This window comes from Methylobacterium sp. UNC378MF (assembly GCF_900103195.1).
In the GTDB taxonomy this organism is placed as follows: domain Bacteria; phylum Pseudomonadota; class Alphaproteobacteria; order Rhizobiales; family Beijerinckiaceae; genus Methylobacterium.
Genome location: NZ_FMWU01000001.1, coordinates 177,417 through 201,424, shown reverse-complemented (window position 1 = coordinate 201,424; position 24,008 = coordinate 177,417). Strand labels below are relative to the sequence as shown.

Annotated in this window: 16 protein-coding genes; 6 read left to right on the top strand and 10 right to left on the bottom strand. The window is 69.8% G+C overall.

Going from position 1 to position 24,008, the window contains the following annotated elements; genetic code table 11:
- Positions 1–97: 97 nt before the first annotated feature.
- From BLT59_RS00980 to BLT59_RS00950, 7 genes are all read right to left on the bottom strand, one after another.
- Complete coding sequence (locus BLT59_RS00980; protein ID WP_091775217.1) at positions 98–814, bottom strand: PhoH family protein; 717 nt, start codon at positions 812–814, stop codon at positions 98–100.
- Positions 815–1,233: 419 nt separating this feature from the next.
- Positions 1,234–3,621, bottom strand: a complete 2,388-nt coding sequence (locus tag BLT59_RS00975; protein ID WP_091775216.1) for an ATP-dependent helicase — start codon at positions 3,619–3,621, stop codon at positions 1,234–1,236.
- 286 nt (positions 3,622–3,907) lie between these two features.
- Positions 3,908–4,321 carry an SRPBCC family protein gene (locus BLT59_RS00970; RefSeq protein WP_091775214.1) on the bottom strand — a complete coding sequence of 138 codons (414 nt, stop codon included), beginning with the start codon at positions 4,319–4,321 and terminating at the stop codon, positions 3,908–3,910.
- A 183-nt stretch (positions 4,322–4,504) separates the two neighbouring features.
- On the bottom strand, positions 4,505–5,497 hold the full coding sequence (locus BLT59_RS00965; protein ID WP_091775737.1) for a hypothetical protein: 993 nt from the start codon (positions 5,495–5,497) through the stop codon (positions 4,505–4,507).
- Positions 5,498–6,095: 598 nt separating this feature from the next.
- Positions 6,096–7,433, bottom strand: coding sequence for an LLM class flavin-dependent oxidoreductase (locus BLT59_RS00960; RefSeq protein WP_091775212.1), 1,338 nt, complete (start codon positions 7,431–7,433; stop codon positions 6,096–6,098).
- 13 nt (positions 7,434–7,446) lie between these two features.
- Positions 7,447–8,499: an LLM class flavin-dependent oxidoreductase gene (locus BLT59_RS00955; RefSeq protein WP_091775210.1), complete on the bottom strand. Its 1,053-nt coding sequence runs from the start codon at positions 8,497–8,499 to the stop codon at positions 7,447–7,449.
- Positions 8,500–8,503: 4 nt separating this feature from the next.
- Positions 8,504–9,493, bottom strand: a complete 990-nt coding sequence (locus BLT59_RS00950) for an aliphatic sulfonate ABC transporter substrate-binding protein (protein WP_091775733.1) — start codon at positions 9,491–9,493, stop codon at positions 8,504–8,506.
- Positions 9,494–10,123: 630 nt separating this feature from the next.
- On the opposite strand from BLT59_RS00950, the gene BLT59_RS00945 reads away from it, so the two are divergent.
- The 3 genes from BLT59_RS00945 to BLT59_RS00935 all read left to right on the top strand — a co-directional run bounded on the left by BLT59_RS00945 (position 10,124) and on the right by BLT59_RS00935 (position 17,679).
- Positions 10,124–11,347 carry an acyl-CoA dehydrogenase family protein gene (locus BLT59_RS00945; protein WP_091775730.1) on the top strand — a complete coding sequence of 408 codons (1,224 nt, stop codon included), beginning with the start codon at positions 10,124–10,126 and terminating at the stop codon, positions 11,345–11,347.
- Positions 11,348–12,120: 773 nt separating this feature from the next.
- A complete protein-coding gene (locus BLT59_RS00940) occupies positions 12,121–13,809 on the top strand; it encodes a methyl-accepting chemotaxis protein (RefSeq protein WP_091775208.1) in 1,689 nt (562 codons plus the stop codon).
- Positions 13,810–14,220: 411 nt separating this feature from the next.
- The gene (locus BLT59_RS00935; RefSeq protein WP_091775206.1) at positions 14,221–17,679 is read left to right on the top strand and encodes an AsmA family protein; all 3,459 of its coding nucleotides are present in this window, start codon (positions 14,221–14,223) and stop codon (positions 17,677–17,679) included.
- A gap of 293 nt (positions 17,680–17,972) precedes the next feature.
- Here the strand turns inward: BLT59_RS00935 and BLT59_RS00930 are convergent, their stop codons facing one another.
- On the bottom strand, positions 17,973–20,108 hold the full coding sequence (locus tag BLT59_RS00930) for a S9 family peptidase (RefSeq protein ID WP_091775205.1): 2,136 nt from the start codon (positions 20,106–20,108) through the stop codon (positions 17,973–17,975).
- Positions 20,109–20,393: 285 nt separating this feature from the next.
- On the opposite strand from BLT59_RS00930, the gene BLT59_RS00925 reads away from it, so the two are divergent.
- Positions 20,394–20,630, top strand: a complete 237-nt coding sequence (locus BLT59_RS00925; protein WP_091775202.1) for a hypothetical protein — start codon at positions 20,394–20,396, stop codon at positions 20,628–20,630.
- Positions 20,631–20,723: 93 nt separating this feature from the next.
- Positions 20,724–21,563 carry a DUF6456 domain-containing protein gene (locus BLT59_RS00920; RefSeq protein ID WP_175543891.1) on the top strand — a complete coding sequence of 280 codons (840 nt, stop codon included), beginning with the start codon at positions 20,724–20,726 and terminating at the stop codon, positions 21,561–21,563.
- A 6-nt stretch (positions 21,564–21,569) separates the two neighbouring features.
- Here BLT59_RS00920 and BLT59_RS00915 read toward each other — a convergent pair whose 3' ends face one another.
- Positions 21,570–21,998, bottom strand: coding sequence for a SufE family protein (locus BLT59_RS00915; protein WP_091775199.1), 429 nt, complete (start codon positions 21,996–21,998; stop codon positions 21,570–21,572).
- A gap of 80 nt (positions 21,999–22,078) precedes the next feature.
- Positions 22,079–23,170: a sensor histidine kinase gene (locus tag BLT59_RS00910; RefSeq protein WP_175543890.1), complete on the bottom strand. Its 1,092-nt coding sequence runs from the start codon at positions 23,168–23,170 to the stop codon at positions 22,079–22,081.
- A gap of 345 nt (positions 23,171–23,515) precedes the next feature.
- Between BLT59_RS00910 and BLT59_RS31660 the strand changes: the two genes are divergently transcribed.
- Positions 23,516–23,899, top strand: a complete 384-nt coding sequence (locus tag BLT59_RS31660) for a DUF3761 domain-containing protein (protein WP_244513768.1) — start codon at positions 23,516–23,518, stop codon at positions 23,897–23,899.
- The last annotated feature ends 109 nt before the right edge of the window (positions 23,900–24,008 follow it).

Genomic DNA, 24,008 nt, shown 5'->3' with positions numbered 1-24,008 from the left:
CCCGGTTCATCCTCCCGGACGGGAGGTGCGGAGAGTCGTCTCATGCCGGGGGACGGCACGGCGGGTCTGCGAGGACCCGCCGCCATCAACTTCTGGGTCAGAGATTCGTTTCCTCGAACGCCTTCACCCACTCGGCGCAGATCCCGGACCGGACGATGTCGTTGCGGGTGAACTCCACCACCGGGATCGGCATCATCCGGCTCTTGATCAGGTGCATCACGGTGCGCAGGCCCGAGGTCTCACGCAGGTCGGTCTGGGAGACGTCGCCGTTGATGATGACCTGACAATCGTCGCCGATCCGGGTCAGGAACATCTTGATCTCGTTGATCGTGGTGTTCTGGGCCTCGTCGAGGATCACGAGGCAGTTCTTGAAGGTCCGGCCGCGCATCACCTCGAAGGGGACGATCTCGATGTCGCCGGTCTTGAGGGCGATCTCGAAGGCGGCGGCGCCCATGCGCTCCTTCATGGCCTCGGTGAGCGGGGCGACCCAGGGGGCGATCTTCTCTTCCAAGGTTCCGGGGAAGAAGCCGAGCGACCGGCCCGAGGGCACGTTCGGGCGGGTGATGACCACCTTGGAGATCCGGCGCTGGCGGAGCTGGTCGGCGGCGCGGGTGCCGGCGATGAAGGTCTTGCCGGTGCCGGCGGGCCCCAGGACGATGACCTGCGGCGAGCGGGCGAGGGCCTCGATATACTCGGCTTGCCGTTCGGTGAGCGGTTGGATGGGAGCGAGATTGCGTTCTTCGTCGAAGCGCGTGCGATGAATGCGGGACGTGCGGTCTTCAACCAGTTCAAGTCGTGCGCGGCGTCTCTTCATGGATGTACACTCCAACGGGACTAGCCAACCTGGATCTGTATCTGAACTGCCGTTTACCTGCTTGCTCCCGGTTCTACTCGCTTGCGGAACTAAATACCGGCCCCAGGCCGAAGGTTCCGCCCCGCGCTCGTCCGCCTGTGGAGAGCGTCACGACGTTCCGTGCGCGGCCGAATACACGATGCAACTGGCGCACCAGCGCGGTTCGCGCCCGACGATTGCGCGCCGGGTGTGACCAAGGGGTGACGGTTGGTGGGGAGGCTTTGAAAAAGCCGCGCGGCTGTCGCGGATGCATCAGGCTCGGGATGGGGGAGTCGCGGTAACGCGGCATCCGGCACGATCACGATCCTCCGCGCCCGCCGGGGCGAAGCCGGCCGACCCTACCGCCCTGAAACGTCGGGGCTTGATCGGCGGGACGCGCCTCACCCGGCCTGGATGAAGCTGTCGAGGACCATCTTCCGGCCGGCCTTGTCGAAGTCAACGGTCAGCTTGTTGCCGTCGACGCCCGCGACCGTCCCGGGGCCAAACTTGGTGTGGAAGACCCGCTGGCCGGCCTGGAACGCCGAGGGCGCGCCCGAAGACTTGGCGATCAGCTCGCCCTCGATCTGACGGGGGCCGCCCGCGTAGCCGCCGGAGCGGCCACCCGGCGCCGACCCGAAGCCGCGGCCCCCACGGTCGCCGGCCCGGCTGCCGTTCTGGGCGGTGTTGGCCTGCGCCCGCTGCCAGCCGGGCGTGCCGTAGCTCGATCCGAACGGCGTCGGGTTGCGGTCGAACCGCGAGGCGCCGGCCGAGAAATGGGCGGGGGCCTCGACCACGTCCACGGCCGTCTCCGGCAATTCGTCGATGAACCGGGACGGGATGGTCGAGGACCACAGGCCGTGGATGCGCCGGTTCACCGCGAAGGAGAGCTTGGCCCGCTTGCGCGCCCGGGTGAGGCCGACATGGGCGAGGCGCCGCTCCTCCTCGAGCCCGGCCCGGCCGCTCTCGTCCAGCGCCCGCTGGCTGGGGAACAGGCCGTCCTCCCAGCCAGGCAGGAACACGGTGTCGAATTCCAGCCCCTTGGCGGCGTGGAGCGTCATCAGCGAGACGCGCTCGGCGCCCTCGGTCTCGGAGGCCTCCATCACCAGGGAGACGTGCTCCAGGAAGGCCGCCATGTCGGGGAACTCCTCCATCGAGCGGACGAATTCCTTCAGGTTCTCCAGGCGCCCGGCCGCATCCGCCGAGCGGTCCTTCTGCCACATCTCGGTGTAGCCGGATTCCTCCAGGATGATCTGGGCGACCTCGCTGTGCGGCTGCGCCTCCACGAGCCGCGCCCACCGCGAAAAACTCTGGGTGAGCGCCCGCAGGGTGGAGCGGACCCGGGGCTTCAGCTCGTCGGTCTCGCATAGGCGCTCGGCGGCGATCCGCAAGGGCAGGCGATTCGCCCGGCCGTAGGTGTGGAGCTGCTGGAGCGTGGCGTCGCCCAGGCCGCGCTTCGGCGTGTTGACGATCCGCTCGAAGGCGAGGTCGTCGCTGACATTCATGGTGGCGCGGAGATAGGCCAGGGCGTCGCGGATCTCGGCGCGCTCGTAGAAGCGAGGGCCGCCGATCACCCGATAGGGGAGCCCGAGCTGGACGAACCGGTCCTCGATCTCGCGCATCTGCGCCGAGATCCGCACCAGCACGGCGATCTCCGAGAGGGGGTGCTGCTTGGCCTGGAGGGATTCGATCGATTCGGCGAGCATCCGCGCCTCCTCCTCGGAATCCCAGGCGCCGGTCACGGTGACGCGCTCGCCCGGCTCGTCGTCGGTGCGCAGGGTCTTGCCGAGCCGGCTCTCGTTCTTGGCGATCAGCCCGGAGGCGGCGGCCAGGATATGGCCGGTGGAGCGGTAGTTGCGCTCCAGCCGCACCACCACGGCGCCGGGGAAGTCGTGCTCGAAGCGCAGGATGTTGTCGACCTCGGCGCCGCGCCAGCCGTAGATCGACTGGTCGTCGTCGCCCACGCAGGCGATGTTCTTGCGGTTCTGCGCCAGCAGGCGCAGCCACAGGTACTGGGCGACGTTGGTGTCCTGGTACTCGTCCACCAGGATGTAGCGGAATCGGTCCTGGTAATTGGCCAGGACGTCCGGGTTCTCGCGCCAGAGCTTGAGGCAGAGCAGCAGGAGATCGCCGAAATCGACGGCGTTCAGCGTCGCGAGCCGGGCCTGATAGGCGGTGTAGAGGGCGCCGCCCTTGCCGAAGGCGAAGGAGGCGGCCTCGCCCGGGGGGACCTGCTCGGGACCGAGGCCGCGGTTCTTCCAGCCGTCGATGGCGTGGGACAGGGCCCGGGCCGGCCAGCGCTTCTCGTCGACGTTCTGGTCGGCGATCACCTGCTTCATCAGCCGGAGCTGGTCGTCGGTGCCGAGAATGGTGAAGTCGGATTTCAGGCCGACCAGCTCGGCGTGGCGGCGCAGGACCTTGGTGCCGATGGCGTGGAAGGTCCCGAGCCAGGGCATGCCCTCGCCGGCCGGTCCGATCAGCGCACCGATCCGGTGCTTCATCTCCCGGGCGGCCTTGTTGGTGAAGGTCACCGCCAGGATGTCGAAGGGACGCGCCCGGTTGGTGGCGATCAGGTGGGCGATGCGGGTGGTGAGCACCCGTGTCTTGCCGGTTCCGGCGCCGGCCAGCACGAGGACAGGTCCCTCCGTGGTCTCGACGGCGCGGCGCTGCTCGGGGTTCAGCCCCTCGAGATAGCCGGCCGCCTCGCGGCGGAGGGCGCCCATGGCGCGGGCGGCGATGGAAGTGGCGGGAGCGCCGTCCCCGGCGGGCTGCGCATGCGGGCGGTTCTGCATCCCGCATCCCTGGACCAAATCGCGAACGGCGTCGAGGTGGTTCGCGCGCGATGCGACCGGAGCGTGCGGGATGGGACGGCGGATCGGCGCTGTCCGCGGCCCCTGCGCGGCACGGCCTATGGAGGGAGTCGCACGCGGCAGCGCCGCCGTTCGAACGGCCGCAGCCGTGCCCTGTCAGCGGTGCCGGCAGCCGTGGACGCTTCCCGAAAGCGTCCATGCGTCGGCCGTCCGGCAGGTTCGGCGCAGAGGCAAGCGGTCGCCCCCCTTCCTGCACCTGAGGCCGAGCTTAGCCTCTGCCCACATGCTTGCAGAAATTGTCGAGAATGGCTGCCCATCCGCTACGCTGCTGCTCGACGGGGAACTGGTTCTCGGGATCGAAGGAGACCCTCACGATCGTTCGGTCGCCGGCCGGAGAAAACTCGATCACCGCATGACGGTCACCGAACGCATACTCGATCCGCTCGTTTGGGATGATCTTGGTGTAAGTGCCGTCAAAATCGAAGCCCATGCTGCCGTCCTTGGCCTCCATGCGCGAAGTGAACTTTCCGCCTTCTCGAAGGTCCACGCTTGCGGCCGGGCAATGCCAGTCGTCGGAGGCGAAGTTCCACTGCGTCACATGCTCGGGCGACGTATAGGCTTTCCAGACGACATCGAGAGGTGCGGGAGCCGTTGCCTCCACGCTGATCCGTTCCTGCGCCATATCCGGTCCACATCCAGTCGATGCCGCGCCTTCGGGGAGCATCTCACATCAGGATGCGTCAGGCAGCAAGCTCTGACCTGGCGTTGAAGCGAGCGTGGCCACGACACTTGCTCTTGCGCATGGCCGCCTGAAAGAGGCCGGGCAAACGCCTCAGGATCTCATCGAGATCGATCGCGCGTTCACTTATAAATTCAGATACGGCTTCGTTTTTGTGACGATTTTATCGACCGGTGATAAATTCTCGCGCCACAAAGCTGCATTGCGTTGTGTCATCGATAGATCTGAAACCAGCTCTTTCATTCTATCGGGCGGAAAAGGCGGGTTTGGGCAAAAATACGGCGTCAGAGGCTTGTTCGCATAGTAGTTGAAAAACAACGCTCTCCGATTTCGCCCGGTGGCGGGCTTGCCTCTGTGAAAATATTTGGATGTGTCGCAAAGTATCACGCTCCCGAGGGGGCCTGTAAAGGACGTGATGTCGAATTTGATCTTACCTTCATTCTGCAGGTCGATCAACTTTTGTTGCCTGAAGCCTCGTAGCTTGTCAAAATCGGGGGAGGTGCGCTGTAAGTGAAGGATTTCCAGCGGGCCGTCGTTTTCGCCGACATCGTTGAGATAGACGGCAACCTTTATCATCGGGTGGTCTTCACCGTCTTTATGCCAAGTTCTTGCGCCTCTTTCCACGCCGTCGGCTACAGTGAAAAATATATCTACGCCCCCATAGCCAACGGGAAGCTGAAGATAATGTTCGATGATCCTCAGGAGTTTGATATCCAACCCGGCCCGAAAAATGGTTTCGAACTGACCGATCATGCGAGGTTCGGCGTCGAGAAGCTTTATGATGTTAATTGTTATCCCCGTCTCAAGATAGGTCTTTTCTATATAATCATAGATTTCGCCGGCCGCTGTCCGAAATTTCTCCGATCTGAAGGCTTCGAAGAAATCGGAGTTGACTTTGCAGAATCCTCGCTCCTTCAAGGCATGGGCGAGCGGAGTCTCTTCAGTCGCTAATGGCGTTAGATCTTGGCTGTGAGCGCGAATGGAGTGAATCCGATTCTGCGTGACTCTCTTTTTGATCGGACCAATGGAATAGATTGCGTGAATAGTTTTGGACGGCCACTGCAAAATTCGATGGATAATTTTTTGTGTAATGATTATTGTCTTGCGAATAACTTTCATGGAGCACCCAAGTTCCTGTATATCCGGGATCATGTATGAGTGCAAAGCCATCGCAAATTTCTTGCCACTGACAAATATCTATCATCCAGTCACGCCAAAATTCTATCTCGCTACAAATTGCTCATAGAATCTGAAGGTATTTGAATTCGAACCCAAATTCAAGGCCGAACCAGTAGCTATGTATTAATTCTAGGTCTAGCTGGCGTGACCTCGGACATGTCCCAAATGGATCAGAGCACGATCAATCTTCCGCGATCTGGGGCAGGCTGACCGAATAGTCGAAATCCATCTCCTGCGATCGGGCCGCCGGCCGAGCTAATGAAGGGAACCGTGGTTCTTGGGCACGTCTTCCCGAGTACTGAGGGCCGTTCAGGGTCGAGAGCAGGCGGGACGGCAACGTCCGCTCGGATGCGTTCACCGCTTGGAAGCAGGCCGTCGAAGATTCACCCGACTGCGGCGTCGGGGCAATCGCGTCGCCGGCCGCGGCCGCGAGCGGCCTGTCCGCATGTGAACAACGGTTGCTGTGATGCGGACAGGGCCGGTTCGTCCGGCTCGCCCGTCGCCCGTTTCGATCCAGGCCTGTCAGCCACCCACCGGCTCAGGCGGACAGCGAGGTTCCTCCGACGGCGTAGCGGTTCGCCGGCCGCGGGAGGCCGAGATGGTCGCGCAGGGTCGCGCCCGCGTAGTCGCGCCGGAACAGGCCGCGGCGCTGGAGGATCGGCACGACCGCGTCCACGAAGGTCTCAAGGCCGTCCGGGAGCACGTCCGGCATCAGGTTGAAGCCGTCCGCGGCGCCGGCCCGGAACCAGGCCTCGATGTCGTCGGCGATCGCCTCGGGCGTGCCCGCGACGATGCGGTGGCCGACGCCGCCGCCCAGCGCCCGCAGGAGCTGGCGCACGGTCAGCCCCTCGCGCCGGGCGAGCGCGACCGTGCCCAGGAACATCGTATGGTTGGCATCCGGCGGCAGCGGCAGCGGGTCCGGCAGCGGCCGGTCGAGGTCGAGCCGCGCGGGATCGATCCGCAGCGTCCCGGCGAGCCGGGCGAGGCTGTATTCCACCGGCACCAGATCCCAGAGCTCGTCCTGCCGGCGGCGGGCCTCGGCCTCGGTGGAGCCGATCACCGTGGCGAGCCCGGGCAGGATGACCAGCGCGTCCGGCCCGCGCCCGTAGCGCGCCGCCCGCGCGCGCAGGTCCCGGGCGTAGGCGGCCCCGTCCTCGATGGTCTGGGCCAGGGAGAACACCGCGTCGGCGGTCGCGGCGGCGAGTTCGCGCCCGTCCTCAGAGCCGCCCGCCTGGAAGGTCACCGGGCGCCCCTGCGGGCTGCGCGGCACCGTGAGCGGTCCCTCGACCGTGTAGTGCGCGCCGCGGTGGCGGACGGCGTGGACCTTGGCCGTGTCGACGAACCGGCCGCCCGCCTTGTCGCCGACGAAGGCGTCGTCCTCCCAGCTGTCCCACAGGGCGTGGACCAGCTCGGTGAATTCCCGCGCCCGGGCGTAGCGCGCCCCGTGCTCGGACGCGCCCGCGAAGCCGAAATTGCGGCCCGCGGCGGCGTCGGCGGTGGTCACCACGTTCCAGCCGGCCCGGCCGCGGCTGACGAGGTCGAGGCTCGCGAAGCGCCGGGCGAGATTGTACGGCTCGTTGTAGGTCGTCGAGGCGGTGGCCACGAGGCCGACATGGCAGGTCGCCGCCGCGACGCTCGCCAGCACCACCGTGGGTTCGAGGGCGTTGAACGGCCGGTGGTCGATCCGGTCGTTGATCGCCGGCGTGTCGGCCAGGAAGATCGCGTCGAGCTTGCCCCGCTCCGCGACGCGGGCGACGCGCACGAAGTGGTCGATGTCGATGAAGGCGTCCGGACGGCTGTCCGGCAGCCGCCACGCGGACGGGTAGACGCCCGAATGCAGCAGGTTGACGTTGAGATGCAGCGTGCGTCCGCTCATCGAACTCTCCGGGTCAGCGGACGCGCGGCAGGACCTGCTCGGCGAAGCGGCGCATCTCGGCCTCGAACGGCTGGAACTGCAGCATGAACAGGTCGATGCCGGCCGCGTGGAACGCCCGGATCCGCTCCGCCACGGTGGCGTAGCTGCCCACCAGCCCGGCCGCGGTGCCGCCGTTGGTGCCGACATGGCGGGAGGCGGCCGCGTCGGTCTTGGCGAACATCACGCTGGCCTGGTCGGTGCGGGCGCGGGTGTCGGCGCGCAACTCCGCGTCGCGCTGCGCCAGGGCGAGGAGCCGCGCGTGCTCGGCCTCGGCTTCCGCGTCGGTCGCCCGGGCGATCACGAAGGCTGAGAGGCCGTAGCGGAGCGGGCCGTTGGAAGCGGGCCGCCGCGCCACGTCGGCGATCAGGGCGGCGACGTCCTCCAGCGGCTGGCCGTTGATGAACCAGACATCCGCATGGTCGGCGGCCAGCGCCCGGGCGGGCTCCGACTCGCCGCCGAGATAGATGGTCGGCCGCGTCCGGAAGGTGCCGGCGGGGCGCAACTGGTAATCCTCCACGCGGAACTGCGCCCCCGCGACGGTGACGCGCTCGCCGCGCATCAGCCGATCCACGAGGCCGATCCACTCGCGGCCGTAGGCGTAGCGGTCGTCATGCGCGGGGAATGGCAGGCCGGCCCGCTCGAACTCGGCCCGGTTCCAGGCATTCACGAGGTTCAGCGCGAAGCGGCCGCGGCTGATATGCTCGATCTGGAGCGCCATCTTGGCGAGCACCACGGGGTGGTAGAGACCCGGCTTGATCGCCGCGATGATCTCGATGCGCCGGGTGAGGGCCGCGAGCGCTGCCGCGGATGTCCAGGCCTCGAGCTGGTCGCGCGCCCCGTCGTAGGGGTTCATCGTGTGCTGGGCGACCAGCACGGAATCGAAGCCCAGGGCCTCCGCCTCCAGGACCAGGGCGCGGTTGCGGTCCCAGCTGGCATCGTCCGGCTCGTCGGGGTCGTGGTGGGAGGCCCGGGAGCCGTGCACGGCCGCCCAGATGCCGAAGCGGGGCGTATCGGTCGATCCGGCCATGGCCTCAGCCCCGGCCCACGGGCGCCTGCCAGATCGGCACGTCCGTGGCGTCGATCCGGCGGGGGATGAGCTTGGCCTCGTAGAACACGTCGGCGATGGCCTGCTGCTCGCCGAGCTGGGCGCGGTCCACGGGCTCGACCGCGTAGGTGCGGCGGCTGTTGGCGGCGGCCACCACGGAAGTCGGCAGGTCGCCCCAGATCGGCGCGAGGAGTGCCACGGCCTCCTGCGGGTTCGCCCGCATCCAGGCGCCGGCCTCGACCAGCGCCCGGTAGACGGCAGCGACGACCTCGGGCTGCGCGGCGACGAAGCTGTCGTTGACGAGGTAGTACCGGTGATAGCTCGTCAGGCCGGTGGCGTCGGCGACGACCCGCACCGGCCGCTTGGCCTCCGCGAAGGCGAGGAACGGGTCCCAGATCGACCACGCGTCGAGGCTGCCCTGCTCGAAGGCGGCCGCGCCCTCCGGCGCCTGGAGATAGGCCGGCTTGATGTCGGCAAAGCTCAGGCCCGCGCGCTTCAGCGCGGCGGCCAGCACGTAATGGCTGCCCGAACCCCGCGACACGCCGACCGTGCGGCCCTTGAGATCCGCGACGGTCCGGATCGGCGAGTCCGCGGGCACGATGATCGCCTCGGCGGCGGGCGCGCCGCGCTCGCGGGCGTAGAAGGTCAGCGGCGCCTTGGCGGACTGGGTGAAGATCGGCACCGCGTCGGCGACGTCGGCGTGGATGTCGACGGCGCCCGCCGTCATCGGCTCGATCACGCTGGTGAACAGGTGCCAGCTCGGCGTGAAGCCCAGGGGCGCGAGGCGCTCGGCCAGCGTCCCCTTCACCTTCAGCACGGTGAACAGCACCGAGGAGCGCTGCATGCTGATCTTCACCTCGCGAGGCGCCGCGCGCACCGCCGGAGCCCCGAGCGCCAGGGCAGCCGCCCCGCCGAGCCCGCCGCGCAGCAGCGTGCGGCGGGAGGGGCCGAACCGGCCCGTCGTGTCGTCGGTCATCGAGCGCTCGCGGATCATGGATCTTTCGGGACGGGCGGTCGGAGGCGCGGCGACGGCACCGGGCCGGCGCAGCGCAACCGGCTTTATTGAAGACTTGCGTCGCGTTCGGGATCAATAAAATAGTATTTTGATCTCGATGCGTAATGTAGAAGTAGATCCTTCGTTCGGCCGCAACGGCAGCGATGCTGTTCCTGTGTCGGGTGCGATGAATCCGAACGGGCGGCATCCTCGCGGCCGGACGGATGCCGGTCCCGGTTGATCGCCTCGGCAGCACCGTGCTTGCGCGCCGCGAAGCAATCCAGTCGCGCCACGCTTGTCGAGGTCCCGTCCCCGGTTCACGTCGCTTCGCTCGTGACGACCGAGCGATCTACGAAGGCTTCCGCCGCGATCCTTATGCGGTGCTTGACCGCTGCCGAAGCCTGGAACAGCCCCGCCGGCAGTCCCGTACGCGGAAGAGGGATCTTTCCCGAACATCCGGCCAGTTAGAGAAATGTAATTCCGCTGCCGGTTCTGGGAAACGACCTTTCCAAAGCGCCGATGGATCAGCGCTCCTCTCTTGAGATCGAAGGCCAATTCCACGATTTCTCGGGCGCCCATTCGGGTCGGGGCTGGAACCGGGAAATCGAAGCCATGTCGCAGACGGAAGCGGGCTGGGGCGCGGGTCCGAGCGCGCGTTACGAGACGCTGGCCGACCGGTTCCGACCGGTCTTCGCCGAGATCCGCGCCACCGCGGTGGACCGGGACCGAACCCGCGGCCTGCCCCATGCCGAGATCGGCTGGCTGCGGGAGGCGAACTTCACCACCCTGCGGCTCGCACCCGAGGAGGGTGGCCACGGCGCGAGCCTGCCCGAGCTGTTCGCGCTCCTGATCGAGCTGTCCCAGGCGGATTCGAACGTCACCAATGCGCTGCGGGCGCATTTCGGCTTCACCGAGGACGCGCTCTGCGCCGCCTCCGCCGAGTGGCGTGCCGCCTGGATCGCCCGGATCGGCGCCGGTCAGACCATCGGCAGCGGCGTCTCGGAGACCGGCCCGGCCAAGGTCGGCGCGTTCGACACGGTGGTCCGGAGCCGGGATGGCGGATTCGTGGTCGAGGGCCGGAAGTTCTACACCACGGGCTCGCTGTTTGCGGATTACATCCATCTCTCGGCGGAGGACGAGACGGGCGGCGCCGTGACCGCGGCGGTGCCGGTCCGGGCGCCAGGGGTGACCATCGTCGACGATTGGGACGGGTTCGGGCAGGGGCTGACGGCCAGCGGCACCGCGACCTTCGAGGGGGTCGCGCTCGATCCGGACCTGATCAAGCCCGATCCGGCCCGCTTCCCCTACGCGATGGCGTTCTTCCAGCTGGTGCATCTGGCGACGCTCGCCGGCATCGGCCGGGCGGCGGCCGAGGACGTGGCGCGGCTCGTGGCCGAGCGCACCCGGGTCTACAGCCACGGCAATGCCGGGCGCAGTGCGGAGGATCCGCAGATCCAGGCGGTGGTGGGCCGCGTCCGCGCCAACGCCTACGCGGCCGGGGCCGTGGTGCTGAAGAGCGCCGAGGCGCTGGAGCGCGCCTACGAGGCGCATCAGGCCGGGGACGGGCCCGCGGCGGACCGGGCGACCACGCTCGCCGATGTCGAGGTCAACCAGGCCGTGAGCGTGGTCACCGACCTCGTGCTGCAGGCGACGACGACGCTGTTCGACGCGCTCGGCGCCTCGGCGGTGAAGGCTGGCCTCGGCCTCGACCGCTACTGGCGCAACGCCCGCACCATCGCGTCCCACAACCCGCGGATCTACCGGGACCGCATCGTCGGGGCCTTCGCGATCACCGGCGCCGCGCCCCCGCGGCAGTACCGCGTCGGATCGGCCTGAGGCGCCGGTGCCGCGCCGCCGCGACCGCCTGCGCCTCGGCGTTGGTGTGGCTTGGGCCGTTCCTTCGGCGTTGCGGTTCGCGTGATCGCTGGTCCAGCCGACGAGCCCCCGGAGCCTTCGGTGTCGGCCCAGCGTATCGTTGGCCGGTCGCGCTTTTGCTCAGCCTCGGCGCGGAATCGTGACTGGTGGCGGCCGTGATCCGTGCGTTCATGCTCCTGCTGCGATGAATCCCCCGTTCGCATAAGACCCATGCCGGCGCGGGCCAACCTCGATCAAGGGGCCGTGAAGCCGGCGCTACAGGGGGCTCTGAACGTTCGCATGCAGCCCCGCGCGGACAGGTACCGAGCGTCAGCGTGCGGACACTCAACAATGGCCTCGATCCGCTTCTGAAAGCGTGGCATCCCCGGCACGAACCCTGGTCCGCCGCTGTCTGTGCGGACACGGCCCGCCGTCAGAGCTTCGCCGAGCATTCGGGGGACGTGCACACCTTCGCCTTTCGCCCAGCCACGATTGGGGGCCACTCCGCCATCCCCCCACGCCTGCGTCCTCGGCCATCGCGAGCGGCTCACCGCACGCGCCGCGTCCGTGTTGTTCCTGTCCGGTGCCCTGCCTCAGGCCTGAGCACCGAGCTGATTTATCGATCAATCTCCACAATCCCGAGGCGAATAGCTGCCTTCACGCCATATTAAGCCTCCGATTAACCTTTTTCGTGCAGGTCTCGATGCTGGCAGCCTCATGAATGTTCCGCTGAATGGTTGCCTTCGAGGTCGGTCGTGCAGCTTCACTCTCTGTCCATACGCAGCAAGCTGATTGCTGCCTTCGCCGTGTTACTATTGTTTCTCGGCGGCCTGAGCATGATAGGGCTTCGAAGCGCATCAACGCTCAACGGCCTGCTGATCGATGTCGAGACGAATTGGCTTCCCAGCGTGCGCGCCGCGAGCCAAATTGATTCCCTGACAGGTCGCTACACAACCAGCCTGCTCCGCCATATCCTGACGGAAGACCCTCAGATGCTGGCGAGTGTCGATAACGATCTCGTCGACCGTGCGAAGAAAATTGAAGCGGCGTCCAAAGTCTATGAGGGGCTGATCAGCTCTCCTGAAGAGCGCGCGCTCTACGAGGCGTTCAATCGGGAATGGCGCGCTCTTGCGACTGCTGTCGAGCCGATCCTGGTGCTATCCCGCAAGGGTGAGAAGGCGCAGGCCCTCAGCCTCTACGAAGCCAAGGTGGTGACGCCGCGTCGAAGCGCTTCGGCCGCGCTCGACAAGATCATCAAGCTCAACCAGGACGGCGCCGAGCAGGCCGCGCGCGACAGTCAAGCGACATACGCTCAGACGCAGTCCGTGCTCATCGGCGCCGGTCTTGTCGCCGTATGTCTTGCAATTGTGCTGGCCGCCTCGATTATCCTGAGCATCTCGCGCGGCATCAACTCTGTCGTGCAACCGATGCAGGCGCTGGCCAACGGCGACCTCGCCGTCACCATCCCCAATCAGGGCCAGAGGACGGAGATCGGAGCGATCGCGAACGCCGTGCAGGTGTTCAAGAACGGTTTGGTTCGCATGAAGGCGCTGGAAGACGAGACCGCAGAAGCGCGACTGGCCGCCGAGGAGCAGCGGAAGGCCGGTATGCGGCAGATGGCCGACGGGTTCGAGGCCGCGGTCGGCGGCATCATCGGCATGGTCTCGTCGTCGGCGACCGAGCTGCAGGCCACCGCCCAGACCATGACGGCCACGGCGACTGAAACCGCCAGCCAGTCGACCACTGTGGCTGCTGCGGCCGAGGAGGCCGCGTCCAACGTGAACACCGTCGCGGCGGCGGCAGAGGAACTGGGCTCGTCGGTTCAAGAGATCGGCCGCCAGGTCGCGGGCTCGGCCGAACTGGCCCAGCGTGCCGTGCACGAGGCCGACCAGACCGGCACCTTGGTGCAGGAGCTGAGCGTGGCCGTGTCCCGGATCGGCGACGTCGTCGGGCTGATCTCGAATATTGCCGGCCAGACCAACCTGCTGGCGCTCAATGCCACCATCGAGGCGGCCCGGGCCGGTGCGGCCGGCAAGGGTTTCGCGGTCGTCGCCTCCGAGGTGAAGGCGCTGGCCGAGCAGACCGCGAAGGCGACGAATGAGATCTCTGCGCAGATCGCGCAGATCCAGGCCTCGACGGGTCAGGCAGTGACATCGATCAGCGGCATCACGGGCCGGATCCGCGAGATCAGCGGTGTCGCGACGTCGATCGCGGCTGCCGTCGAAGAGCAGGGCGCGGCCACCCAGGAGATCGTCCGCAACGTCGCTCAGGCAGCCATGGGCACCGGCGAGGTGACGAGCAACATCTCCGGTGTGGCTGGCGCGGCCGAGGAGACAGGCGCCGCGGCCAGCCAGGTGCTGGGCGCGGCCTCCGAGCTGTCGCGTCAGTCCGAGCACCTGACGGCTGAGGTCGGGCGCTTCTTGGCCACGGTGCGAGCTGCCTGACCTCGGGTCGGCGGCCCGCAGCACGCGCGACCGGGCTCGTTTGCACGCGAACGTCCGCTTCCCGCCTGACCAGGCGCGGAAGCGGACGGGAAGACAACCACCCTCCGCGGCCCTTCGCAGTCCCGCGAGGGTCGGAATCCGATCCGGGCTCGACCATCGCCATCGCGCATGCGCCCGAGCAGGGGGGCGGTGCAAACGCGATCCGTTCCGGGACCGGTGGAGCGGAGCGCAACGGATCCGAACCCGGCACGGAGCGGGCCGCAAAGCGCCGTCCTCAGGCCCGAGCTTCAACGCTGGAGCCCTCGGCACCGTATCGTGCTATGGCCCTGGCGACTGACTCGCGGGGGCACGCGGGGCACGGCGGCACGGTGATGGCGCGGCCTCGCGGAGAGATGGTGCGGAACAGGACCATTGCGTGATCTTCTGACCGCGCTGGCGTGCGCCGTCATCCTGGTTCTCGTGGCGGCGCTCGCCGTTCCGCCCTTCGTCGATTGGCAGGCCCATCGTGCGCTCGTCGACCGGGCGCTCGCCCGGTCCCTCGGCGTGCCCGTCCGGACCGACGGACGGATCGAGGTCCGCCTGCTGCCCTCGCCGCGGCTGCGCGTCGACCGTCTGCATCTCGGCATCGATCCCGAGCGCCCGAGCCTGGACGCCCGGTTCGTCAAGGCCGAGATCGCCCTCGCGCCGCTCCTGAAGGGCGAGGTCCGCTTCACCGAGACCCGGATCGGCCGGGCCGAGATCAAGCTGCCCGTCGCCGGCCCCGACGCCCTGAAGCTGCCGCCCGATTTCGGCGGCGCCCTGCGCGACCGCGATCTCGCCATCGAGAACCTGCAGATCCAGCAGTTCCTCATCACCACGCAGGTCCCCGCCACCGGGCGGACCGACCAGCTCTACGTCCAGGACCTGCGCCTGCAGGCGCCGGCCCTGGTGGGGCCCTGGCGGATCGAGGGGACGAGCGGCGGTATCCCGTTCCGGGCGGTCAGCGGCACGCCCGGACCGGACGGGCGGCTCGCCGCCAAGATCTCGGGCGGCGGCGACGCGTCGCCGCGCTTCGAGGCGGATGCCCGGTTCGGCTTCGTGCCGGCCGAATCCGGTGGCGGTTCCCTCGTCGAGGCCGAGGGCTCCGCGCGGCTCGTCGTCGGGCCGCCGACCCAGGCCGCCGGCGCCTACCTGCCGTTCTCGCTGGCCGGCACCTTCAAGGCCCGGGGCACGCAGGTGCGGTTCGAGGGCGTCGACCTCGCCATCGATCCGGGCGGACGGGCCCTTCGGCTCGGCGGCACCGGCCGGCTCGACCTGCGCCAGTGGCGCGGCGGCCTGACCCTCGAGGCCCGCCGCCTCGACCTCGACGCCTTCCTGGCCTCGGCGGAGGGGCAGGCCCTGATCGCCCGCGGCCTGCCGCGCTCGGCCGGCAGCCTGCCGGCGATGCTCGACCTCGACCTCACGGTTGGCAGCACCGTACTCGGCGGCGAGGAATGGTCGAACCTCGCCCTCACCGGCACCCTGGAGCGGGCCGGCGGCCTGCTGCTGCGCCGCTTCGCGGTGGCCGGCCCGGCCGATTCGACCGTCACGGCGAGCGGGCAGGTCGAGACGGCGCCGCTGCGCTTCACCGGCCCGGTGGCGCTCGCCGCCCCGGATTCGGAGGCCCTCGGCCGCTACCTGCGCCGTCTCGGCGCCGAGGGGCCGCTCGTCGCGCTCCTCGACGGGCGGCCGATCGAGGCGGCCGCCGACCTGTCGGCCGCCACCACCGGACTGTCCCTGCGCAACATGCGCCTCGGCCTCGGACCGGCGCGGATCACCGGCAATGCCCGCTACACCGCCGCCGAGGGCAATGAGCGCGGCCGGTTCGAGGCCCAGATCCGCGCCGGCGGCCTCGACATTGCCGGCCTGCCGCCGCTCGGGACGGCGCTCGGCACCCTGCGCGACACCGACCTCGCCCTCACGCTGGAGGCGAAGGATGTCCGGTTCGGCGCCACGGGCTCCGGCTCCGGCACGATCGCGGCGCGGATCCAGTCGGACGGCTCCGGCCTCACGGTCGACAGCCTCGACGTCACCGACCTTGCCGGCGCCAGCGCCCGGCTGTCCGGCCAGATCGGCGCGGACGGGACCGGCCGCGTCTCCGGGCGCCTGAAGGCGCCGGCGGCGGCGCCGCTGCTCGGCCTGCTCGAGCGGGTCTGGCTGGGCGAGATCCGCCTGCTGCCGCCCTTCCTGCGCGAGGCGCCCCTGGACCTCGCCGTCACCCTCGACCGGGAGGGCGGCGCGGCCGCGGCTCTGCGCACCCAGGCCCAGGGCGGCGCCGGCGGCGGTACCCTCGACCTGACCCTGGCGAGCCGGGGCACGCGGATCGAGGGCGGCACCGCAACGCTCACCGCGCCCCGGGCGGGGACGTGGTTCGGCCGCACCGACATCGCCGGCCTGCAGCAGCCCGCCGACCTGCGCCTCACCGCCGAGCGGCCGGACGGCCAGGCCCTCGCGCTGACGGCCAACGGCACGGTCGCGGGCCTGCGGCTCACCACGGTCCGCCCGATCCTGGTCGGTGCCGATTCCCTCCCCACCGGCGGCGAGATCCACGCCGACACGGCGGATCTGGCGCCGTTCCTGACCCTGGCCGGCGCCGCGACCCTGGCCCCCGGCGCATGGCCGGCCGAGCTGACCGCCACGCTGTCGCGCCAGCAGGGCGAGGCCGCCGCCGGTCTCGCCGGCACGGTCGCGGGCGCGGGGGTGAACGGGACGCTGCTGCGGGCGGCGGGCGGCGCGCTGCACGGCCGCCTCGCCCTCGACCGCCTGTCGGTCCCGCAGCTCGCCGCCGCCCTGGTGATCCCGCCGGGCGCCAACGGCACGTTCGGGCCGCCGGTCGCCCATCCGGCCCTGTCCCTCGACGCGCGGGTCGCCAAGCTGGATCTCGGCCGCGGCCTCGTCGCCACCGACGCGACCGTCGCCCTCGGCCTCGCCGATGCGAGCCTGACCCTGCGCGACCTGACCGGCAAGCTCGCCGGGGGGCGGCTCGCAGCCTCGGTGACGATCGCTCGGCCCGGGAGCGGCGCCTCGGTCTCCGGCTCGGGCAGCCTCGACGGCGCGGCGATCCCGGCCCTGGCCGGCGGCCCGATCGGCGGCCGCCTGAGCGCAGACCTGCGCTTCGCCGCCACGGCCGAGACCCTGCCGGGCCTCGCCGACAGCCTCTCGGGCAGCGGCTCGCTCACGCTCGCGGATCTGAGCCTGCCGGAGGCCGATCCGGCGGCTCTGGGCCACGCGCTCGCCCGCGCGATCGAGATGGACGACCCGCTGCGCGAGGGGCGGCTCCAGGCCCTGGTCACCGAGGAACTCGGCCGGGGCGGCGCGCAGGCGCGGGGATCCGCCCGGGCCGCCGCCACCATCGTGGGCGGCGTGCTGCGGGCCGGTCCGTTCGACCTCGATTTCGGTCCCGCCCGCTGGGCCGGCACCGTCGGCTACGATCTGCGCGCCGGCCGCCTCGACGCCCGCGGCACGCTCGCCGGCGGCCCGGTCCCCCGGGGCTGGAATGCCGGGCCGCCGGCGATCCAGTTCGGCCTGACCGGGCCCCTCGGCGCGCCCGGGCGCGTGCTCGATGTCGGCGCCCTGTCGAACGGCCTCGCCGCCTTCGTGCTTCAGCGCGAGCTGGAGACGATCGAGCTGACCGAGGCCGATCAGGTGGAGCGGCAGCGCCGCCGCGCCCGGATCGAGATGGACCGGGCGCGCGCCGCGGCCCTCAAGGCCGCGGCCGAGAAAGCTGCCGCCGAGAAGGCTGCCGCCGAGAAGGCTGCCGCCGAGAAGGCTTCTGAGGAGGCGGCGAAGCGGAGCCGCAATCCGGAGGAGGGGATCGCCCAACCGTCGGCGCCCGTCGAGGTCAGGCCGTGAGCCCAGCCTCATCCGGCTTGTGCTGACCGCGACCGCATCCTGACAACGCCGGTGGCGCGGCGATCCGCGCCAGCGGCCGTGGGGCTCCCGTCCCCGCCCTCATCCTGAGGGGCCGGTGCGGGGCGGAGGCCTCGCAGGATTCCTCCGGCCGGCCGTGCGATTCCCGGAGCCCTCCCGCGAGGCCCGCTGGCACGGGACCCTCAGGATGAGGCGGCGGAGGGGGACCAGCCCCGATGAACGCTTCCGGCGCAGCGCCCCCATCACGGGCCCTGCGCTCGCGTGGGTGGCCGCGCTCAGGCCTTTCCCACCGCCATGAGCGCGAAGGCGTAGATCAGCGCGACCTCCTCCAGCCGGTCGAACCGGCCGGCGGCGCCGCCATGGCCGGCCTCCATGTTGATCCGCAGAAGCACCGGCCCGCCGCCCGTCATGGTGGCGCGCAGCCGCGCGACCCACTTGGCCGGCTCCCAGTAGGTCACCCGCGGATCGGTGAGCCCGCCGAGCGCCAGGATCGCCGGGTACTCCTTGGCGGCGACGTTGTCGTAGGGCGAGTACGACAGGATCGTCCGGAAGGCGGCCTCGCTCTCGCCCGGGTTGCCCCATTCGGGCCATTCCGGCGGCGTCAGGGGCAGATCCGCGTCGAGCATGGTGTTGAGCACGTCGACGAAGGGCACGTCGGCGACGATGCCGGCGAACAGCTCCGGCGCGAGGTTGGCCACCGCCCCCATCAGCATCCCGCCCGCCGATCCGCCATGGGCGACGATGCGCTTCTCGGCGGTGTAGCGCGCTTCGATCAGAGCCCGGGCGCAGGCGATGAAGTCCGTGAAGGTGTTGGGCTTCTTCTCGCGCTTGCCGTCGAGGTACCAGCGCCAGCCCTTCTCGGTGCCGCCGCGGATATGCGCGATGGCGTAGACGAAGCCGCGGTCGACGAGGCTCAGCAGGTTCGTGCGGAACGCCGCCGGCATCAGCGTGCCGTAGGAGCCGTAGCCGTAGAGCAGCAGCGGCGCGCTGCCGTCGAGGGCCAGATCCCGCCGGTGCAGCAGCGAGATCGGCACCTGCTCGCCATCGGGCGCCGTGGCGAAGAGCCGCCGGGTGACGTAGGCGGCCGGATCGTGCCCGCTCGGCACCGCCTGCCGCTTGCGCAGGGTCCGTGCCCGGCTCCCGCACGCGTAGTCCCAGGTCTCCGACGGGGTCGTCATCGACGAGTAGACGAAGCGGATGGTCGCCGTCTCGAAGGCGAGGCCGGCCCGCAGGCCGAGGGAATAGGCCTCCTCGGCGAAGGCGACGCTGTGCTCGGTGCCGTCGGCGAGATCGCGCACGACGATCCGCGGCTTGGCGTTCTCGATCTCCAGCCGGATCAGGTGGCCGGCGAGGAGGTGCAGGTGGCGGATCATCACCCCGGCCCGGTGTGGAACGAGGTCGGTCCAGTTGGCGCGGCCCGGATCATCCAGCGGCGCGGTGACGATCTTGAAGTCCTCGGCGCCGTCCGCGTTGGTGCGGATGAACAGCCGGTCGCCCCGGTGCTCCACGCCGTAGATCAGCAGCGGCGTGCGCGGCTCGACGAGGCGCAAGGGGGCGGCCTCCGCGTGCCGGTCGAGCAGCCGGACCTCGGAGGTCTCGTGGTCGCTCACGGTCACGTCGAGGAACGCGCCGGACTGGGTCTTGCCGATATGGACGAAGTAGCCGGCATCGGCTTCCGTGAAGACGGTCTCGTCCTCGCTCTGCCCGGTGCCGATGCGATGACGCATCACCTTGGCGGGCCGGTGGTTGGCGTCCACCGCCACGTACCAGAAGCTCGCCCCGTCGGCGGCCCAGACCGCCTCGCCAGAGGTCGCCTCGACCCGGTCGTCGAGATCGAGGCCGGTGGCGACGTCGCGCACCCGGATCGTGTAGAGTTCCGAGCCCTTGGTGTCGGCGCTCCAGGCGAGCCGGGCGTGGTCGTCGGAATGCACCGCCGCGGCGATCTCGAAGAACGGCAGGCCCTCGCCCTCGCGGTCGCCGTCGATGAGGATCGTCTCGTCCGGGTCCGGTCCCGAGTCGGGCACGTCGGGGGAGGTGGCCGGTCGCCGGCAGATCAGCGGATGCTGTCCGCCCTCGCGGTGGCGCGTGTAGTAGGCGAAGGGCCCGTCCGGCTCGGGGACGCCGCTCTCGTCCTCCTGGATTCGCCCGCGCATCTCGGCGACGAGCTGCCGCCGCAGCGCCGCGCTCCCGGCGAGCGCCTGTTCGGCGAAGGCGTTCTCGGCCTTCAGGTAGGTGGCGATGTCGTCGGGCAGCGCGGACGGGTCCTTCAGGACCGTCTGCCAGTTCTCGGCCTTCAGCCAAGCATAATCGTCGGTGATCTCCTGCCCGTGGACGCTGAAGCGTCGCGGCCGGGCCTCCGCGACCGGCGCGCCGGTCCGGTGAGCGAGCAAGCCGTGGCCGATCTCCGTCATGGTCTCTCCCGTCGGGTCCCGTCACGTTGGGGTGAGGGGGTGTGTCCCGCCCGGCGCCGGGATGCAAGGCACCCGAGGCCCAGTGATTCCGTGAAAGGCGTCGTCCGCTGCGACGGAGGATGACGCCAAGCCTGGCGGCGCCAGGCCGCGTTCGCGTCTCGCGGCCGGCTGGCCTGTGGCGTCTCGGCGAGACGAGGTTTGGCCGGGAGCCGGTTCCGACCTTGGGCGTTGAAGGGTGGGCCGTGGCGTCGAACGCGGTCGCCGGTTCGACTCCGAGGTACCGACATGGTCGCGATCCCCAATCCGCAACCGGATGCGCAGGACGATCACCCCGAGGCGGAGCTGGAGCAGGTGAACGACGTCCTCGCCGCCTGGGCGGCGCGCTCCGCCACCGAGAGCGCCGCGCTGATCGATCGGTTCGAGGCGATGGGCTACGAGGTCCGGGGCAAGTCCGAGGCCGAAATCGCCGACATCCTGCACCGGTCGCCGACACGCGCCGCGCGTAAAACGGTGACTCAATAGCTGTGGGTTGTAGGTAAAAAAGCCTTGACGTTCTTATTTTTCCTGGGAGAATGGGGCTTCGGCACGTCCGTTGTAGCGCATGCGGAACAAAACATGAACAAATCTTTCGGAAGCGGGCGCCCTGCACCGTCCCGGCGGGGCGCCGCGCCGGGCGACCTGCCGGCGGAGGCGTCCCGCCTGCTGGTGCGGCTCGGCGAACCGGGGGCCTATGCGCGGCCCGACCCGCTGGTGGAGGATGCGCTGGTGACCCGGCGCGGCGGCGACGGGATCTCGGTCGGGAGCGGGCGCTTCGCGGCCGCGTCCGGCCGGGCCCTGGCCGCAGCCGATCTGGCGACCTGGAATGAAACCGGCACGCGGCTCACGATCAGCGAGGCCGGGCGGGCGCGCCTGCGCCGTCAGGCGATGCCGGGCGATCTGGCCTTCGCCGCCCAGCACCACGATCTCGCCGTCGTGGAAGGCGGCGCGGGGCCGACCTTCCGCAACGCCGCCGAGAACCCCCTGGCCTGGATGGTGCGCCGTCGCGACCGGCACGGCGCGCCGCTCATCGACGCGGCCTCGTTCGAGGCCGGGGAGCGGCTGCGGCGGGACATGACCACCGCCGCTCTGCTGCCGCGGATGGGCTCGGATTTCGGGGCGCCCCGGGTCGATGGCGGCGGCCCGCGCGATCCCGCCTGTGCGGCCGACCACGTGATCGCGGCCCGCCAGCGGGTGCGCGGCGCCCTCGAGGCGGTCGGAAGCGACCTGTCGGGCCTCCTGATCGACCTCTGCGGCTTCCTGAAAGGTCTGGAGCGGATCGAGGCCGAGCGGCGCTGGCCGGCCCGCTCCGCCAAGGTCGTGGCCCGGATCGCGCTGGGGCGGCTGGCCGAGCATTACGGTCTGGAGCGGGAGGCCACCGGCCCGGATCGGGCACGCCTGCGGTTGTGGCGGGGCTGAGGCGGCTCAGGCCTGCGCGGCGAGCCGGACCGCGTCGTGGTGGATGCGCTCGGCCATCGCCCGCACGCCGTTGGAGCGCTTCGAGGTCACGTGGGCGCCGAAGCGGAGCTGCCGGAACAGGTCGAGGCCGTCGGTGTCGGCGGCTTCCCGGGGCGTCTTGCCGGTGTACAGCGCCACCATCAGTGCCACGAAACCGCGGACAATGAACGAATCGCTGAAGCCGTGCAGGACGAGGCGCGGCGTTCCCTCCGAGAGCTCCGCCTTCGTGTCGATCCAGACCTGGCTCTCGCAGCCATGGACCCGGTTCGCCTCGGTCCGCTCCGCTTCGGGCATCGGCGGCAGGGCGCGGCCGAGCTCGATCAGGTACTCGAGCCGCATGTCGTCGTCTTCGACGATCTCGAAATTCTCGATGATGGTGTCGATCGGAGGAAGCATGCTCGGCCGGGTCCGGAAGGGTCTGCGCCGCTATAGGCCCGCCGCGCCGTCGTGGCGACGGGCTTCGGCGACGCGGGCGTTCATTGCGCGGCCGGCCGGGCCGTCGGCAGGGTCAGCCGCAGGGGATCGCTCGGGCTGGCATCCCCCGTGACGGCGATCTCGGCCTGGGCCGCGTAGGCCGCGATGAGGCGGGGGCCGAGGTTCGGGACGTTCGGCCGGCCGGAGGCGGCCATCTCGCTCACGCCGGAGACGATCGAAAGCCGCGACGGCAGCCCCTCCTCGATGTCGATGGCGATGGAGCAGGCCACGTGCTCGGCCGTGGCGTCGAGGCACTCGGCCACGATCTCCGCGACGATCATGCCCAGGGCGTTGGCGGTGCGCGGCTCCACGAGGCCGTTCCCGGAGCCGCCGACCTGGACGCTGATCCGCCCGGCGCGCCGGAGCTGCCCGAGCCCGGAGGCGAGGCGGTGCAGGTAATCCTTGAGGTCGATCGAGGCGATGTGCGGCGCCTCGTGCAGGTGCTGCTGCACCAGCGCGATCGCCCGGACCCGCTGGCCCAGGGCCTCGAAGCTGCCGCGGCAGGCATCGGGCGCCGCCCGGCCGTAGAGGCCGATCAGGCTGACCATCACCTGCAGGTTGTTGCGGACGCGGTGGTAGACCTCGGCCAGCAGCGCTTCCTTCTCGGCGAGCGCGTGCTCGATATGCTCCTCGGCATGCTTGCGGTCGGTGATGTCGAAGCAGGAACCGAGATAGCCCTGGAACCGGCCGTCCTCCACGAGGGGGCGGGCCGTGTCGAGGAGCCAGCGGTATTCGCCGTCGTGGCGCCGCAGCCGGAACTCGACGGTGAACGGCGCCCGCGTCTCGAAGGCATCCGCGACGATCTTGGCGTGGCGGTCGAAATCCTCGGGATGCAGGCCGCTGCGCCAGCCCTGCCCGAGTTCCTCCTCCAGGGGGCGCCCGGTGAATTTCAGCCAGCACTCGTTGTGGTGGATCGCGTGGCCGGCCTCGTCCGAGCGCCACATCATGAGGGGCACGACGTCGGCGAAGCGCTTGAAGCTGTCGCTCAGGGCAGCGGCTTCCGCTGTTCCCTGGGCCGGGCCCCGACCAGTTTCCCCCGCGAGGCCGTCGCCCAGCGGCTCTGCCGCACCGGACCCTGGTGGCTCACCGACCATTCTGTACCCGATTCACTCTGACGAACTGCGTGAAAGGCTTGCCTGCGTGCGGATGGCGCCGGTCAACGTGCCGACCGGACGGCCGTTCCGATCCCGGGCCGCCTTCAGAACTGCCATTCACCATGATGATAGCGGCGATACCTTTCGAGCCCGTTCCGCTGCCCGCCGCGCCGCGGGCCCGCGGCGGGGATCCGCGGCCGCCGCGCCCGGTCCGGCGCCCCGGCCGGACGACCTCACCGCGACCCACCGTGACGACCTGAAACGTCTCCCGGGATAACCGCAGATTGTGCGTGACGCCTCGTCTTGGTTGTGTCTGATGGCATATGACACAACCTTGAGGGTGCCGTGCTGCCTGGTCCCATCGCGACTGTTCCCACCCTCCGGAAGAGGGCTCTCGCGAATGTCAGCGCGCGGTGCCGCGGCGCGGCGGGTCCGTCGCCCTCGGTTCGAGGCCTCGGCCGATGGTTCGCGCTCGCCGGCCTGATCCTCCTCGGCCTGTCGGGCAGCGCGCTGGCCCGGCCCTTCGCAGAGCCCGACGACCGGAATCTCGACCGGCACGGCCATTACCGCAGCCGGGACGGGTCCGAGGTCCATCAGCCGGCCAAAAGCCGCGACGGCACGAAGCCCGGGGGCGCCACGGCCAAATGCCGGGACGGGACATGGAGCTTCAGCCACACGCATCGCGGCACCTGTTCCCGCCATGGCGGCGTGGCGCATTGGGAAGGCTGAGCCCTCCGCCTCTGCCTAAAGTCCTAAAATCGATCATCAATAGGAAAAGACGCTTGACAGCGTCCGGCTGCTGGGGTATCAACCCTGCACGGTCGAGACGTGTGCGGAG

Bases quoted from the DNA above. Each gene is read 5' to 3' on its own strand.
- BLT59_RS00980 (WP_091775217.1), bottom strand. From the start codon at position 814: ATGAAGAGACGCCGCGCACGACTTGAACTGGTTGAAGACCGCACGTCC.
- BLT59_RS00975 (WP_091775216.1), bottom strand. From the start codon at position 3,621: ATGCAGAACCGCCCGCATGCGCAGCCCGCCGGGGACGGCGCTCCCGCC.
- BLT59_RS00970 (WP_091775214.1), bottom strand. From the start codon at position 4,321: ATGGCGCAGGAACGGATCAGCGTGGAGGCAACGGCTCCCGCACCTCTC.
- BLT59_RS00965 (WP_091775737.1), bottom strand. From the start codon at position 5,497: ATGAAAGTTATTCGCAAGACAATAATCATTACACAAAAAATTATCCAT.
- BLT59_RS00960 (WP_091775212.1), bottom strand. From the start codon at position 7,433: ATGAGCGGACGCACGCTGCATCTCAACGTCAACCTGCTGCATTCGGGC.
- BLT59_RS00955 (WP_091775210.1), bottom strand. From the start codon at position 8,499: ATGGCCGGATCGACCGATACGCCCCGCTTCGGCATCTGGGCGGCCGTG.
- BLT59_RS00950 (WP_091775733.1), bottom strand. From the start codon at position 9,493: ATGACCGACGACACGACGGGCCGGTTCGGCCCCTCCCGCCGCACGCTG.
- BLT59_RS00945 (WP_091775730.1), top strand. From the start codon at position 10,124: ATGTCGCAGACGGAAGCGGGCTGGGGCGCGGGTCCGAGCGCGCGTTAC.
- BLT59_RS00930 (WP_091775205.1), bottom strand. From the start codon at position 20,108: ATGACGGAGATCGGCCACGGCTTGCTCGCTCACCGGACCGGCGCGCCG.
- BLT59_RS00925 (WP_091775202.1), top strand. From the start codon at position 20,394: ATGGTCGCGATCCCCAATCCGCAACCGGATGCGCAGGACGATCACCCC.
- BLT59_RS00920 (WP_175543891.1), top strand. From the start codon at position 20,724: ATGAACAAATCTTTCGGAAGCGGGCGCCCTGCACCGTCCCGGCGGGGC.
- BLT59_RS00915 (WP_091775199.1), bottom strand. From the start codon at position 21,998: ATGCTTCCTCCGATCGACACCATCATCGAGAATTTCGAGATCGTCGAA.
- BLT59_RS00910 (WP_175543890.1), bottom strand. From the start codon at position 23,170: ATGGTCGGTGAGCCACCAGGGTCCGGTGCGGCAGAGCCGCTGGGCGAC.